The 15,193-nt window shown below is 41.5% G+C and carries 16 protein-coding genes; 5 read left to right on the top strand and 11 right to left on the bottom strand.

From position 1 onward, the window contains the following. Positions 1-8: 8 nt before the first annotated feature. The 4 genes from A6754_RS02870 to A6754_RS02855 form a co-directional block, all read right to left on the bottom strand. Positions 9-1,832, bottom strand: coding sequence for a polysaccharide biosynthesis protein (locus A6754_RS02870; protein WP_066442427.1), 1,824 nt, complete (start codon positions 1,830-1,832; stop codon positions 9-11). A gap of 157 nt (positions 1,833-1,989) precedes the next feature. Then, positions 1,990-2,751 (bottom strand): tyrosine-protein phosphatase, encoded by a 762-nt coding sequence (locus A6754_RS02865; protein WP_066442426.1) that lies wholly within the window; start codon positions 2,749-2,751, stop codon positions 1,990-1,992. Positions 2,752-2,852: 101 nt separating this feature from the next. Continuing rightward, on the bottom strand, positions 2,853-3,557 hold the full coding sequence (locus A6754_RS02860) for a CpsD/CapB family tyrosine-protein kinase (RefSeq protein WP_371806954.1): 705 nt from the start codon (positions 3,555-3,557) through the stop codon (positions 2,853-2,855). Continuing rightward, positions 3,547-4,290 carry a YveK family protein gene (locus A6754_RS02855; protein ID WP_066442425.1) on the bottom strand — a complete coding sequence of 248 codons (744 nt, stop codon included), beginning with the start codon at positions 4,288-4,290 and terminating at the stop codon, positions 3,547-3,549. Before A6754_RS02855 ends, A6754_RS02860 begins: the two co-directional genes overlap by 11 nt. Positions 4,291-4,573: 283 nt before the next feature. Between A6754_RS02855 and A6754_RS02850 the strand changes: the two genes are divergently transcribed. Then, the gene (locus tag A6754_RS02850; RefSeq protein ID WP_066442424.1) at positions 4,574-5,368 is read left to right on the top strand and encodes an SGNH/GDSL hydrolase family protein; all 795 of its coding nucleotides are present in this window, start codon (positions 4,574-4,576) and stop codon (positions 5,366-5,368) included. 138 nt (positions 5,369-5,506) lie between these two features. On the opposite strand, the gene A6754_RS02845 is transcribed toward A6754_RS02850, so the two are convergent. After that, a complete protein-coding gene (locus tag A6754_RS02845; RefSeq protein ID WP_257297388.1) occupies positions 5,507-5,785 on the bottom strand; it encodes a hypothetical protein in 279 nt (92 codons plus the stop codon). A 66-nt stretch (positions 5,786-5,851) separates the two neighbouring features. On the opposite strand from A6754_RS02845, the gene A6754_RS02840 reads away from it, so the two are divergent. Then, entirely contained in the window at positions 5,852-6,133 is a 282-nt protein-coding gene (locus A6754_RS02840) for a hypothetical protein (RefSeq protein ID WP_066442423.1), read from the top strand. Between the two features lie 40 nt (positions 6,134-6,173). Here A6754_RS02840 and A6754_RS02835 read toward each other — a convergent pair whose 3' ends face one another. From A6754_RS02835 to A6754_RS23345, 4 genes are all read right to left on the bottom strand, one after another. Further along, positions 6,174-6,461: a hypothetical protein gene (locus A6754_RS02835; RefSeq protein ID WP_066442422.1), complete on the bottom strand. Its 288-nt coding sequence runs from the start codon at positions 6,459-6,461 to the stop codon at positions 6,174-6,176. Between the two features lie 245 nt (positions 6,462-6,706). Next, positions 6,707-7,465 (bottom strand): transposase, encoded by a 759-nt coding sequence (locus A6754_RS02830; protein WP_066442421.1) that lies wholly within the window; start codon positions 7,463-7,465, stop codon positions 6,707-6,709. Between the two features lie 11 nt (positions 7,466-7,476). Then, positions 7,477-8,739 carry a YifB family Mg chelatase-like AAA ATPase gene (locus tag A6754_RS02825; RefSeq protein ID WP_306806914.1) on the bottom strand — a complete coding sequence of 421 codons (1,263 nt, stop codon included), beginning with the start codon at positions 8,737-8,739 and terminating at the stop codon, positions 7,477-7,479. Then, positions 8,702-8,989 carry a magnesium chelatase domain-containing protein gene (locus A6754_RS23345; protein ID WP_306806913.1) on the bottom strand — a complete coding sequence of 96 codons (288 nt, stop codon included), beginning with the start codon at positions 8,987-8,989 and terminating at the stop codon, positions 8,702-8,704. The genes A6754_RS02825 and A6754_RS23345 overlap by 38 nt, the downstream gene beginning before the upstream one ends. Positions 8,990-9,444: 455 nt before the next feature. On the opposite strand from A6754_RS23345, the gene A6754_RS02815 reads away from it, so the two are divergent. The 3 genes from A6754_RS02815 (at position 9,445) to A6754_RS22655 (ending at position 12,994) form a co-directional block, all read left to right on the top strand. After that, positions 9,445-9,819 (top strand): hypothetical protein, encoded by a 375-nt coding sequence (locus A6754_RS02815; RefSeq protein ID WP_066442419.1) that lies wholly within the window; start codon positions 9,445-9,447, stop codon positions 9,817-9,819. Between the two features lie 267 nt (positions 9,820-10,086). Continuing rightward, on the top strand, positions 10,087-12,615 hold the full coding sequence (locus A6754_RS02810) for a bifunctional 2',3'-cyclic-nucleotide 2'-phosphodiesterase/3'-nucleotidase (RefSeq protein ID WP_066442418.1): 2,529 nt from the start codon (positions 10,087-10,089) through the stop codon (positions 12,613-12,615). Positions 12,616-12,841: 226 nt separating this feature from the next. Next, entirely contained in the window at positions 12,842-12,994 is a 153-nt protein-coding gene (locus A6754_RS22655) for a hypothetical protein (protein ID WP_156495672.1), read from the top strand. A gap of 70 nt (positions 12,995-13,064) precedes the next feature. Here A6754_RS22655 and A6754_RS02805 read toward each other — a convergent pair whose 3' ends face one another. Continuing rightward, the gene (locus A6754_RS02805; protein ID WP_082851587.1) at positions 13,065-13,691 is read right to left on the bottom strand and encodes a hypothetical protein; all 627 of its coding nucleotides are present in this window, start codon (positions 13,689-13,691) and stop codon (positions 13,065-13,067) included. Between the two features lie 161 nt (positions 13,692-13,852). Then, entirely contained in the window at positions 13,853-15,115 is a 1,263-nt protein-coding gene (gene ltrA / locus A6754_RS02800) for a group II intron reverse transcriptase/maturase (RefSeq protein WP_066442417.1), read from the bottom strand. Positions 15,116-15,193 lie beyond the last annotated feature (78 nt).

Raw genomic sequence — 15,193 nt, 5'->3', positions numbered from 1 at the left:
TGGCCTCCTTAGTTAGCTACTAGTACGGCTTCCTTGGCTTTTACTCTGTTATTGGCAATATCAAGTACCGCTTTGCTTAGCTCAACATCATTCATATCAAGATTATTAATGAGTTCTTTTACTTCATCTACATATAAGTTAGCGGTTTTGCCAATAAAGATTTTTGGGTAAATAGCTTCTGGATGTACTTCGTTTTCACCAAGCAGTTCTTCAAACATTTTTTCTCCCGGACGGATTCCAGAGTATTTAATTCCGATTTCTTCTATTGTATAGCCGGAGAGTTGGATCAAGTTTTTCGCTAGGTCGACGATTTTGACGGGTTCACCCATATCCAATACAAAGATTTCACCGCCGTCTGCAAGAGCTCCTGCCTGCATAACCAGTCTTGATGCTTCTGGGATGGTCATGAAATATCTTGTCATTTCCGGGTGTGTAACGGTTACTGGGCCACCCGCTTGTATTTGCTTTTTGAACAGCGGAATCACACTGCCGCGGCTGCCGAGGACGTTTCCAAATCGGACAGCAACGAATTTGGTTGTGCTGTGCTTGTCCAGCTCTTGAATCACCATTTCGGCGATTCGTTTGGTTGAACCCATGACGTTTGTCGGGTTAACGGCTTTATCGGTTGAGACTAGGACAAATGTTTTCACAGAGAAGGTGTCTGCTGCTTCAGCGACATTTTTAGTGCCAAGAACATTGTTTTTGACCGCTTCTCTTGGGTTATATTCCATAAGTGGAACATGTTTGTGTGCCGCTGCATGGTAGACCACATCTGGACTATGAGTTTCCATTACTTCAAAGATGCGGTCACGGTCCTGCACATCGGCAATGACTGGGACGATTTCGATGTCATTTTTCTTTAAGTTCCGCAGTTCCATATCTATTGTGTAGATGGAATTTTCTCCGTGTCCAAGTAAGATCATTTTTTTCGGTTTAAACTTGCAGACTTGGCGGCAGATTTCAGAACCAATGGAGCCGCCTGCTCCTGTGATCATGATCGTTTTACCGGTCAATTTTTTCGAAATACTTTCGGTATTAAGAACGACTGGATCGCGTCCAAGTAAGTCCTCGACCTGTACATCGCGGAATTGATTAACAGATACTTTGCCTAGCATGACGTCTTCGATCATTGGCATGATTACTGTTTTTGCTTTTAAGCCGACGCATTTTTCGAAGATGCGCTGCATTTCTATTTTGTTCAGTGATGGTATAGCGATAATGATTTTTTGTACTTCTAATTTTTCCACTGTTTCTTTAATCGCTTCACTATTGCCCACAACCGATACTCCATGGATTTGGAGACGGTATTTTGAACGGTCATCATCGATAAACGCAACTGGCTTCATTCCTGCATCAGGGTTGTTCAGCAGCTGACGCGCAAGCATGGTTCCGGCAGCACCAGCACCGATAATGAGCGCTCGCTCAGGTTCAATCTCCGGTTTGATGATACGATCGCGATACATGCGCCATGAAAAGCGTGACCCTCCGATCAGGAGTACATGCATCATCCATGTCAGCATTAACGCACGGAAGTAAATATCCTGGAATGCGAATTGCTGCACAATGGCAGTCATGGCAATTGATAGGCTAACTGCCTTAACTATGACCATTAGCTCTCCTACACTTGCATACTCCCATGCCTTACTATACAGTCGATAAACAGAAGCAAAGATATGATGGCTAAGCAGTAAGGTAATGGATGAAACAAGTAATGTCTCAAGAGTGAATATTTTCAGTGTCGGGTGCAGGGTCAGGTAGCTTACATAAATAGCGGATAAAACGATTAATGAATCGAGCATGATTAATAGAGCCATTCTTTTTTGATACGTCAACTCTTAAGCCCCCAGTTCCTAAAAAAGCAAGAGAAAATTTTGGAAATTTATATGCTTTTTGACCTATTTAAAATTAGAAAAAAGAAGTATCTAACGAGAACGTTGTCGCGTATTTCATTAGATACTTGTTACTGTGTTGGTGTTGGAAAGTAAGCTCCTAGAAGATTCCAAATAACTTCTTTCTTTTAACCTTTTCTGGTATTTCTTTGTACACGTTTTGCCCATTTAATAGCAGCTGGGCATTTTCCGTTAACAAGTAGACCAGATCTGAACCATATTGCGACTGTATTTCCGCAAAGGCGTCTGCCATTTGAAAGTTGCGGTTGATCGTGTTATGAGCATCAGATGCTATAAAATGCGTTAAGTTCGCATCAAGTAATTGGTTTGTGAATTTTTGTATGTTCTTACCAAAGTGTCCGTTTAGACTTGAGGCTGTTACTTGTGTAAGCGCCCCATTCTTTACAAATTGGTATAACAAGTCCGGCTGCTCCAGAAGCTTTTTGTTTCGTTCTGGATGGACAATGATAGGAGTAAGTTCCTGCAACTGAATGTCATATAATAGTCTCTCGGTGTATCTAGGAACATGGTTTGAAGGCAGTTCAATAAATAGATATTGTGTATGATTTAGAGATAAGATTTTGCCATTCTGCAAGTCTTCTAGAAGTTCCCCGTAAATTCTGACCTCCTGGCCTGGCAGTACAGTCAGCGGGATTTGTTCCTTATTAAGACGATCTTGCAGCTGCTCTACACTTGCTCTAATGTCATCCTTGTAATTCTGATAGGATGCATTTAAGTGGGGAGTGGCAATGATGGTGGTAATACCTTCCTGAACTGCTGCTCTCGCCATTGCTAGACTATCTTCCATCGTTTGGGCACCGTCATCTACACCTGATAAGATATGACTATGGATATCTATCAATCTCTTCACCTTCTCTCCCACTAAATTACCAGATTTAAAAAGCTATTGTCATAGTACCACCTTACTTTTGTGCGGTAAAGGGTTTAATTTGTCGATATTTGTCAATTCGCACCGTAATAATAATAATTGTCGGTATCTTTCATCTTCTTGTTGTTTAATACTACCCCTAAGATCTTTGCTTGGGCAGCTGTCAGAAGCTCTTTTGATTTCAGCAGCTGTTCTTTTTCTGTCTTGCCGCTTCCGACCACTATGATTGTTCCTTCACATTTGTTAGCAAGGATTTGTGCGTCTGTTACTGCTAGTACTGGTGGTGTATCAAAAAGGATAATGTCGAATTCGTTTAATGCTTCGGCAATTACGCGTGTCATTGCCTTTGATCCAAGCAATTCGGATGGATTTGGCGGGATTGGTCCGCATGGCAGGATATAAAGGTTCTTTTCATCGTTTGCTTTTACAGCTTCCATTAATGACATCTGATTGGTTAGGACATTAGTTAGCCCAGTTGTGTTTAATGTGTTAAAAGTGTAGTGCACAGTCGGCTTTCTCAAGTCCGCGTCAACAAGAAGAACTCTTTTGCCTTGCTGTGCAAAAACGACTGCCAGATTGGCTACTGTTGTTGATTTCCCTTCACCAGGACCTGAAGATGTGACAAGAATCGTACGAATTTCTTCATCAATTGCTGAAAATTGAATATTTGTACGAATTGTACGGTATTGCTCTGCGATTGGTGATTTCGGATCATTTTTTGTGATAAGCTTACGCTTACTATTCATTAATTGCTTTTTATCTTTTTTCTTAAGAGCCAATTGTTTCACCTCTTAATCTTGTATTGCGCTCTGCGCGGCTTGCTGTTTCAGCTGTATTGTCAATCGTTGCGATGACACCGATGACTGGAAGTTCAGCGATCTTTTCGATATCCTGCTCTGTTTTGACAGTGTTGTCCATGTATTCTAGTAGGAATGCCAGTCCGACACCAGCCATTGCTCCAACTACTAAGGCAATTGCAATGTTTAATAGTGGCTGTGGTTTAATAGGAGACTGATTCTCAGTGACAACAGCCGGAGATAAGATCGTTACGTCGTTGACGTCTATGCTCATGATCGTTGCAATTTCATTTCGGAACACTTCTGCAGTTGTATTGGCAATCTCTGCTGCTGTTGCTGCATCTTCATCTTGAACAGAAAGATTAACAACTTGAGAGTTTTGCTCGTTTTGAACGGTTAATTTTTCATTCAACTGACCTGCTGTCATATTAAGATTTAATTCATCGATTACTTTTTCTAAGATTACGGGACTTTTTAATATGATGTTATACGTGTTAATCAGCTGCAAATTGGTTTGCACTTCATTTGTATTATATTGACCTTCTTCTGCTGTCTGGTTAACGAGAATTTGTGTTGATGATTGGTAAACCGGGGTTAAAACAAAGTAACTGATGGCACCACTTGCCATTACTGCTACTAAAGTAATAATTATAATAAGAGCCATTCTCTTTTTTAACGTTTGAAATAGTTCTTTTAAACTAATCGTTTCTTCCATCATATCCTCCTAGTTCTGGTAAAGTGCTAAAACATAAAGTATTATACCATAATATATTGCTAATATTATGATTTATTGTCATAATTTGATTAAAAATGTAAGCAATGTATCATTTTGTCCTTTTTCATTTAACAATAATTTGTAAGCAAATGATAGTCTAAATAGCATATTGGAAGTAATTTACTAAGAAAGTTGGGTGAGTTTGGCAGAGTTGGCAGGTCTTTTGGCCTGGGTGTTTGGGGACAGGTTCCTCAACCCATTTAGAATATAGGAGGAAGTTTGTATGAAGAATTTTTTATTAACTATGCTTGCCGTTGGCTGTGCGGTGGTTCTTTTCTTAGGGAATATGCATTGGAAGGAAGAGACTGCTGTGTCTGTGGAGGATGTTGAGAGCAGCAATGGTGGAGCGCAGGCGGCAGAAAGCGGCGCACCTGTTGAGCAGGAAACAAAATCAAATGCAGATGCAGAAGCAATCCTGGAGCTTGCGAAGAATTGGCCGGAGGATGCTCGATTACGTCTGGAGGAGCGGATTGCTGAGGGTGTTTCTTATAAGATTGCTTTTGTTGGCTCAAATGCGCTGGATAGCTGGGCACCTTTATCCAAGGCGGCGATTGAAGAAGCTTATGGTGAAGAAGTCGTGAGTGTTACTCTGCAGGGATTTGATGGTACTACAGCAGATTATACGAATGAGAACAAAGCAGCGGAATTGGCTGATCTGAATGCGGATCTTGTTTTGCTGGAGCCGTTCACCCTTGCGGATAATGGTGTGATTCGAATAGAAGATTCACTGCTCCATATTTCTAATTGGATCGATGCTGTTCAGGCTGAGAATTCGGATACTGTGTTTATGCTGCAGCCCTCACAGCCTATTCACCTGGCTGGTTATTATCTTACACAGTTGGATGCTTTGGAGCAGTTTGCGAATGAGCGGGAGATTGTGTATATGGATCACTGGACAGCATGGCCGGGGACGCAGGAAGATGCACTGCTGGGCTACTTGACGGATGAGAACCTGCCGAATGAGGAAGGGGCGCGGGTTTGGAGTGAGTTTGTGAATGGGGTTTTTGTTGGGGAGTGATAGGTGGGTTTGGGTTATGGGGACAGGTTCCTTAACCCAGTTCGATTTGGATTGAGGGGATGTGTCCCTCTCCCAATGTGTACTTAAATGAAGAAGTACCTTGAATGGTTGGGCAATCTGACCATTGAGGTGCTTTTTTTATTGTCGGAAGCGATCTAATAAGACAAAGTTTTTTTGCAGTTCTTTTTCGCTGATGGCGATTCTGGTGGATAGGTCGATTGGCCGAAGAACGTATTCTTTAATGCCGATGAATTCGGATTCGGCTATTAAGTAGAAATGAGTGCCTTTTTTTAGGCCTTGGAAGTTGTTTTTTAGTTTGTATTTTTTCATGGGTGATGGGGACAGGTTCCTCGGTCCAGCCTCCTTTGTCTTAGTTTTAGTTGGTATTTTAAATATAACATTTTTGCTTTCATTCAAGGTCCCTTCTTTTAACAGGCTGTGCATCTTTATGTTAATATTATCCAATATAGAGGAGTTGATTGCATGCTTGGTGACATTTTACAAACGTTATTGACGCTTTGGGGCAGTAAAGATGCTTTTCCTACTGAGGAGAAACAGGATCAGCATTTGAGGGTGCTTAGGAACGAGGAATGGTTTCAGCCTTTGTTTTCGGAACATATGGAGTTGTTTTTATCGAATAAAGATTTGCGTTTTTTTATTGGAGTAAGTGATGTAGAGAGTATTTTAGCGGATTCGAAGAAGAAAAAGAGGTTTGAAGAGGATCTTCGGTATTTGGTGAGGAATATAGTGAAGCGAAATGGATAGGAGAGGAGCAGAACTTGTGCCCCTCTCTTTTTTGTTTGTCTTAGTCAATCATAAGGTCTTCCCAATTTACAGAAAGCGTGTCTCCTTGAGTTGTAAATATGACTTTTTCGTTTTCTTCATCAACTTCAATTGCACTCACATAACGGTAGCCATCAAAATGGAAACGCTTCTTTTCTACTCCGTTCGAATCATATGCAATGACCATAAGTTTGTAGTTATTGCTGTTGTCATCATAAGGCCAGTACGTATGACCGTTCCAGGTAAAACCTTTGGTGTCATAATATACGACCCCATTATCATAGCCAGTTGACCGACTGTATCCATCCATTGGTGCCTGTGGTACTGAATGTGTATTGCTTGAGATTTCTGTTGGAATGCTATTCTCGCTTTATACCTAGTGGTGTTTATGACGAGCCTTCACCGGACAAGCGATTTTCATCGCATACGGCGATCGATCAACGGTAGTACTTTTTTCTTATATCCCCTTGTTTTATTATATAGATATTTTTGATGGGGGCAAGTGGGTTTATGGGGACAGGTTCCTTGACCCATTGTGGGTCGAGGAACCTGTCCCTATGCTCGCTGTATCACACTTTTCGAGATCCCGGTGACTCTTGATATTTGCTGGATTGTGACGCCTTCTAGGGTTTTGAGTTTAGCCAGGATGCTGTTACGATTTTCTTTTTCCATTCGCTGCAGGATGGCGGCGTTTGGGCAGCCCCATTCTTTTAGGATGCTGATTACCTCGCTGTCGGGGATGAGTTTTTTGGCATAGTCGTCGAGGCAGTTGTCCTCGTTGCTCTGCTGCATGTATTCCTTGAATAGTGAGATGGCTTCAGTACGTTTTTTGGAAAACAAGTTAAACACGCGGGCAGTATTAATAAGCTGTTCTTTTTTGGTGTATTCGTGGATGCTTGTCCATTTGCATTCGAAAACGGACTGGGCCAAGCCTGCTTTTAAGGGATTTTGATGAATGTAGCGAATCACTCTCATGAAGTAGTCTCTATTTTCTACGGGCTCGCTTTTGAATCGTTCTTGGAATAGGTGTCCGCAGCGTTCGTACTTTTTGTTGTACCAATGGACATAGCTGGCGCTAATCCTTTTTACGATTTGAGATACTGGATCGTCTTTTTCTTTTACTAATAGGTGGACGTGATTGTCCATTAGGCAGTAGCAGTACAGCTCGAATTTGTTTGCTTTGATGAATCGGAGGAGAATGCCCAGAAGGGTTGTTTTGTCTTCGTTGTCCTCAAAGATTAGCTGGCGGTTTACTCCACGGATAATGATATGGTAGATTCCGGTTTTGCTTTTTTTGCGGGGGAGTCTTGGCATGGGGGGTCCTCCTATTTAATTGAGGTGGAGTTGAAGTTTTCCCTCAACTGCTGTGCTAGCAGGATGGATTCGTCTGTGATGCGCCGCTCTCCTTGCAGATCGGAAATGGTCCTTGCGAGACGGATGATTTTGATTTGTACCCGATTGCTCCAACTGTGTGTGTAGGCTAATTTTGTGATTATTTTTTGCTGCTGTTCTGTGAGCGGGCTTGACTCTTTTAATTTTTCATAAGAAACATTGGCATTATTGATGGGTTGTTGATAGCGTTCGTATTGCAGTTCTATAGCACGTTTAACCCTCTTCTGCATGTCGGAGGAAGAAGTACTTACAGAGTTTGGCTGATCGAGGTTAACACTTGTTAGGGATAGTAATATATCCATTCGATCAAAGATGGGACCTGATACTCGATTGCGGTATGACTGTATTTGTTTTATGCCACATGTACAGTAATGGGTATTGGATCCAAGAAAGCCACAAGGGCATGGGTTCATTGCCCCTATAAGAATAAACGAAGCTGGGTAAGTTACAGTTGAATAGACACGGCTGATGGTCACTTTTCCACTTTCAAGCGGCTGTCTCAGCATATCTAACGTTTTCTTTGTAAATTCCGCCATTTCGTCAAGGAAAAGAACGCCGTGGTGTGCTAATGAAATTTCTCCTGGTTTTGGATATGTACCTCCTCCAATTATGGAAATGGATGAGGCTGAATGGTGCCGATGTCTATATGGAGCATTTTGCGAGTGAGGAAGCTTTTCATTAGCAAGCTGGTATAAACTAAGTACTTCAAGTTGTTGCTGGTTAGTTAATGGTGGAAGTATGGATGGAAAAGCTTCCGCCAAAAGGCTTTTTCCGCAGCCTGGAGGTCCGCTCATGAGAACATTATGACCGCCGGCAGCGGCAATAACTAATGCCTCCTTTGCCTGCTCATGTCCGATTATTTCAGCGGAATTTTTGTGATAAGGAATGTTTGTTAATGGTAGAGGTGTTTGTGGATGGATCATTGCTTGAATCGGATGACCGTGGAGGTACTGAATAACATCTTGCAGGTTTTGAACAATGGTACATTCAATTTCTTCCAGCATATTTATAGGGATTAGGGGATCATTCGGGAGAAAGATTCTTTTAAAACCTAGTTCTTTTGCTGCGATGACTGCTGGAAGCATTCCGTCGACTTTCTCAATTGAACCGTCCAGCGAGATTGCTCCTATAAATACTGCATCAGGGGGGATTTCCGCTTTAAGTAGATTTGCTTCCTTTAAAATTCCTATTGCCATTGCTAAATCTAAGAATGGACCATTCTTTTTTTTGTACTGGTGGAGATAGATTAATGATAATTCTACGCTGTATTTCCGTCATGCCGAGAGATCGAATTGCGGAAAGAACGCGCTCTTTTGATTCTTTAACGGATGCATCAGGAAGACCCACTATGATCATATTGCCTATACCTGGAGACATTTGGACCTCAACTTGCACGTGATACCCTTCTAATCCGCGTAAACCTACACTTGAAATTTTAGTGGTCAAAGGGATTGCCCTCCTTTTAATTGTATTCTTTTAGTGTTCGACAGGAGGATTTGGTGTTCCTGCTTTTTGGGGCGATTGGGCGGGCGGTTTAGGCGTCGATTGGGTGTCTTGGGCGTTTAGGCGGTTTTTGGGCGGTTTTTGGGCGGTTTTTGGGCGGTTTTTGGGCGGTTTTTGGGCGGTTTTTGGGCGGTTTTTGGGCGGTTTTTGGGCGGTTTTTGGCCGTCACTGTGACGCCCCGAAAAAACTCTGATTTTGTCGAATGCGGGTTGAGGAACCTGTCCCCATAACCCACCATTTCCCACTTCCCAACCCAACCTTTATAAACTATAATCATTTCGGGGATATAAGAAGAAAGAACTAGTTTTGACGGATCGCCGTATGCAGTGAAAGCTGCCTGTACGGTGAAGGCTCGTTATAAAACTTGATTGTTATAAGAATAAGACGAGAATAGCGAATTGAAAATAGCACCAAATTTTAAAACTTTGACTGATTTGTCAATGGATCTTCCTGCTTATGCTTTTGACGGGGGAGAAGATTGGATTAAATCAATTACACACGTGACAGCAAATGGCATTCCACTTGCAGGAATTCACGCTAAAGACTTAAACGATATAAAATTTAATGAAGTTGGAGCTGAAAAACCAGATTATCTCATCTTTCCACTTCCTAAAGATACAGAGGAAACTAGTATTGATGCCGACAATATCATTGCCTTCTATTTATTCCAAGCCGGTAAAGATGTGATTAAGGGAGATATTACACCTGTGGAATTTATTGTTAAAGCAGATGGTTATAGCGATGTAACATTTAATTTCACTATAAAAAAGTAGAAATGAAGTTCAACCTCACCTTTTTGGTGGGGTTTTTCTTTTGCTTAATAGATGAGGGGCGTTGGGAGGCTGTCACAGTGACGCCCCGATTTTTGTCGATTCTGGATCAAGGAACCTGTCCCCATGACCCACCTCTGTCCCACCCATACCAAAAGTATCAGAATCTTCCTTATTAACTCTAAATTTACATTGTTCTGTTGTTTCTGTCGAAATAAGTTGGTAAACTAGTATTGTTTTAAAACCTATACCATATTAGGAGGATCTAGAATGAAACCATTCGTTCTAAAGTCTTTAGTCAGTGCGACGGTAGCTGCTGGCTTCTTTTTGCCTGCATTTGCGTCAACACCAGAAGTACAAGCTGCGGAGGAGGCCACGATTGATCTCAGAATTCTTGAAACGTCTGATATCCATATGAACCTCTTAAACTACGATTATTTCGTAGATCAGCCAAGTGAGTCGCTTGGTTTGTCAAAGACAGCAGCATTAATTAAGCAAGCACGTGAGGAAGAACCAAACTCTATTCTTTTAGACAATGGAGATCTTCTTCAAGGAAATCCGTTTGGTGACTACTTTGCAACAGGCAAGGACTTACAGCCTGGCGAGGTTCACCCTGCAATCAAGGTTCTAAACGAATTAGATTATGATGCTATGACTCTAGGAAATCACGAGTTCAACTATGGATTGGATTTCTTGAATGAAGCAATCAATGATGCGGATTTCGCTGTATTGAGTGCTAATATTTATAAACATGATCAGCAAGATGAAAACTATTTTACTCCGTACACAATTATGGATAAAACAGTGAAAGATTCTAATGGTCAAGATCAAACGATCCAAGTTGGTGTGGTTGGATTTGTAGCTCCTAAGATCATGAGCTGGGATAAAGCACACTTAGAAGGAAAAGTAATTGCAAATGATATCGTGAAAGAAGCAGAAAAGTTTGTTCCTGAAATGAAAGAAAAAGGCGCTGACGTTGTTGTCGTTCTTTCACACGCAGGTCTTGGCGAATTCGAAAATGGCGCACCTGCTCCGTATCAGGAGTTTGCAGAAAACGCTTCTTACCACTTAACACAAGTTGAAGGTATTGATGCTGTTTTAACAGGACATGAGCACGGTACGTTCCCTGCTGCTGATCCGGCATCTGCAGATTATCCAGATGGCCACGGTATTGACAATGCAACAGGAACAATCAACGGTGTTCCTGTTACAATGCCAGGTTCTTTTGGTGACCACCTAGGGGTTATCGATTTAGAATTGAAGCAAGAAAACAATGATTGGGTTGTTCAAGAGGAAGCTTCTACTGCAACATTGAAGTCAATCGAGGGTGTTCAAAACGATGATTCTGTAAACGAATTATTAAAGACTGAACACGAAACAACTTTAAACTATATTCGCGAAGCGGTTGGAACAACAACAGCTCCAATCAACAGCTACTTCTCATTAGTACAAGATGATCCATCTGTACAAATCGTTTCAAACGCTCAAAAATGGTATGTAGAAAACTGGGCAAAGCAAAATCCTGAATACAAGGATATTCCTGTTCTTTCAGCTGCTGCACCATTTAAAGCAGGCGGACGCAACGGCGTTGAGTATTTCACTGACCTTCCAGAAGGTGAAATCGCGATTAAAAACGTAGCAGATTTATACTTATATCCAAACACATTGTATGCTGTAAAAATCAACGGTTCTGAATTAAAAGAATGGTTAGAGTGGTCTGCTGGCCAATTCAACCAGATCGATCCGAACAAATCAGACGTTCAATCTTTAGTAAACGCTGATTTCCGTTCTTACAATTTTGATGTTATTGACGGCGTTACTTATGAAATTGATGTAACAGAGCCAGCAAAATACGATAACGGTCAAAAAGTTCTTAACGAAAATGCAAACCGTATTAAAAACCTAGAATTCAATGGCGAAGCTGTAACAACTGACATGGAGTTCATCGTTGCGACAAACAACTACCGTGCTTCTACAAACAGCATTATGAACGCTGACAGCAAAAATACGATTCTAGCATCTCCAGATGAAAATCGCCAGATCATCATCAACTATATTACTGAAACAAAAACAATTAACCCAGCTGCAGACGGCAACTGGACATTCGCTCCTGTAGCGAAGGATACAAAAGTTTCATTCGAATCTTCTCCAAAAGCTAGAGACTATATCGCAAGCGGATCTCCAATTTCTTATGTTGAAACACAAGATTCAGGCTTTGCTTTATTCGAAACAGTTCTTAGCAGCGAAGGGTATGGCGAAGGCGGCAAAACATTTACAGATGTTCCTGCTGGCTTCTGGGCATACGATTATATTGCAGAACTAGCAGGAAAAGGTGTGATCAACGGTACAACTGAAACAACTTTCTCACCTTCTGCAAACGTAACACGCGGTCAATTCACTGCATTCATCGCACGTGCATTTGATCTGGAAAGCACGAAAAAAGCGCCATTCACAGATTCTAAAGGTTCACTAGAAAACGAGATTGCAGCAGCATATGAAGCTGGTATCATCTACGGTACATCTTCAACTAAATTCGAGCCAAACAAAGAAATCACACGTGACCAAATGGCAGCAATCGCTGTACGCGCATACGAGTACAAAACAGACAAAAAAGCGCCAACAACTACTTTGAAATTCAAAGATAACAACAAAATCAGTGCTTCTCTTTATACTGAAGTACAAAAAGCAGCTGCACTAGGCATCATGAACGGTACGAGCGCAGGCACATTCGAACCACTAAAAACAGCTAAACGCGACCAAGCCGCTAAAGTTGTTTCTGAATTACTTGGAAATCTATAAGAGTTGAAGAGGGACAGGTTACTGTCTCTCTTTTTCGTGGGATAATGAGTGGGTTGTGCTTTTGGGTGGGTTGGGGGACAGGTTCCTTGGCCCACTTTGGGTTTTGAGGGACAGGTTCCCTGACCCAGTCTCTCATCCATGGTGTGATCCCGATGGATATTAAAGGGTCAGGTTCACCAACCCCTTACTTTAATCCCCTATTGGACTCTTAGAAAGTGGTGAATATATGGCGAAGTTTCTTTATCTTTTAACGATTATTATTGGATTAGGATTTATATTATATTTTTATGGACTGGAAACATTCTTAATCGTATTTGCTTTGTTCCTTATTGTTTTTATACCGCTTGTTTATTGGATTTCAAAGACTCAAAGGAAATAAAGGAGTTGGTTGTGCACCAACTCCTTTTTAGTTCGACAAATTCCGATGATTTTCGGGGTGTTTCGGGGCGTCACTGTGACGCCCCGTCGGACTCTTCAAAGACTTTGAAGTCAATCTTCCCTTCCATCTTGTAGTTCTTTCTATCTCCTTCATCACCTTCCGGGTCACCGGTATAGAAACCAGCAGATCCGTTTAGGACATAATACCCCTCAAGAAATCCATCTTTAATGAAGCTCTTCATAAATTCCGTATAGTCATCTTGCTTATCCGGTGAGTAACTTCCAGTTCTCGTATAATCTTGCCGAATAGGTTCCCCTTTTTTAAGCGTTGTCCCCCCTAATGGTTCTGGCATGGGGTAATCAATTTCATAATTTCTTATTTTTTCAGTCATAGGGAAATAAAATGGCGTCATTGCATGGTAAATCATTACTTCTTCCTGATCCCCTACATACTCGAGTTCAGCATAGATGTTTACCGGTTCATCTGTTGTGTACTCTGATTTTTCCGTAACAAGTCGGTAGATAAAGTCGCCCTCTTTTACTTCACTTTCCGTATTTACAACCTCGTATTCATTTAACTTTGAATGACTTTTTTCAACATCGTAACCGTCTGATTTGGAGTTCTTTTTGTCTGTATTGCCACAACCTGCAATCAAAAGAACTGTCAACATGAACGATACAAAAGTAATTTTTTTCAAAATGATCACCTCATAAATAAAGACGTACAAATTGGGATTAAGTTACAACAACAATGGTCTTATTAATTGAGATAGGGGGAGGCGATTAACCTCCATTTATCCCTCTCACACCACCGTACGTACGGTTCCGTATACGGCGGTTCCGTATACGGCGGTTCCGATTAAGTCGAACGCAGTAAGTCATATCTAGCAGAAATACTTTTTAACCCAAGGGAAAGCCAGTAGGCTTTCCCTAATGTTTTATGAAGAATTGGACTTTTGGATATCCTCCAATAAGCCTTTCTTGTATTTCCCCATTCATATGCTTTCCCTTTCGAAACACCTAGTTTAATAAGTTTCTTGACCTTCGTTTGGGGAAGTTTCCATTCCTTCCATCGAATCATTCTTAACCTTCGATTAAGCCATCCTTCGAGTTTTGCGATTACTGAACGGGTATCTGCTAAATGATAATAATTAACCCATCCCACTAGATATTGGTTAAGGTTATGAATCCTATCTTCCATGGCAATTGACCTTCGTCTGCTTGTAAGCTTTCTTATTTTATCTTTAAACCGTTTAACTGATTGGGGAGATATTCTCACCTTCGGTTTTAGATTACTTGTAAAACTGAACCCAAGAAATTTCCTTTTCCAAGGGCGGTCTACAGCACTTTTATCCTTGTTAACCTTCAGTTTAAGATTCCTCTCGATAAAATGGGTCATTGCCTTCATAACTCTTTCTCCAGCTCTTTTAGATTTCACATAGATATTACAATCATCGGCGTAGCGGACAAAGCGATGTCCTCTGCGCTCCAGTTCTTTATCCAGTTCATCCAACACAATATTCGAAAGTAAAGGGCTTAAAGGTCCACCTTGCGGTGTCCCCTCAAGGTTAGGACTGACAAGTCCGCCTTCCATAACACCAGAGGTTAAGAACCGTCTTATTAGTTTGAGGAGAGTACTATCCTTTATCCTCATGGCTAATTTACTCATTAATCTATCGTGGTTAACCTTGTCAAAGAACTTTTCAAGGTCAATGTCGACTACCCATCGATAACCCTCTTCTATATAGCTTTGGGCTAATTTAACAGCCTGGTGCGCTCGCCTGTTAGGGCGAAAGCCGAAGCTACATTCAGAGAAACTAGGGTCATACATTCTGGTAAGCACTTGGGTGATTGCTTGTTGAATGAAACGGTCTGTCACGGTTGGGATTCCCAGTTTCCTCTTCCCTTTGCCGTCTGGTTTCGGGATTTCGACTCGACGGACGGGGGATGGGATATAGGTTCCCTCGAAGAGGGATTTTCGCAGTTCGCTCCAGTTGAGCATAATATGTCCACGAAGAGCAGTGACGGGCATTTCGTCCACTCCATGTTTTCCCTTATTCTTTTCTACTCTTTTAATCGCATTAAGTAGGTTTTCCCGTGACATGATTCGTTCCATTAACATTGATATAACCTCCCGCGTAAATAGGTGTTCTGTTTGTGTCCTTTTCATTCTCCACCCTGTTTAATGACCCCCGCGGAT

It is taken from the genome of Cytobacillus gottheilii, assembly GCF_001636345.1.
In the GTDB taxonomy this organism is placed as follows: Bacteria; Bacillota; Bacilli; order Bacillales; family Cytobacillaceae; genus Cytobacillus; species Cytobacillus gottheilii.
Note: the sequence above shows the minus strand (reverse complement) of the source record. Positions and strands in the feature narration are given on the sequence as shown.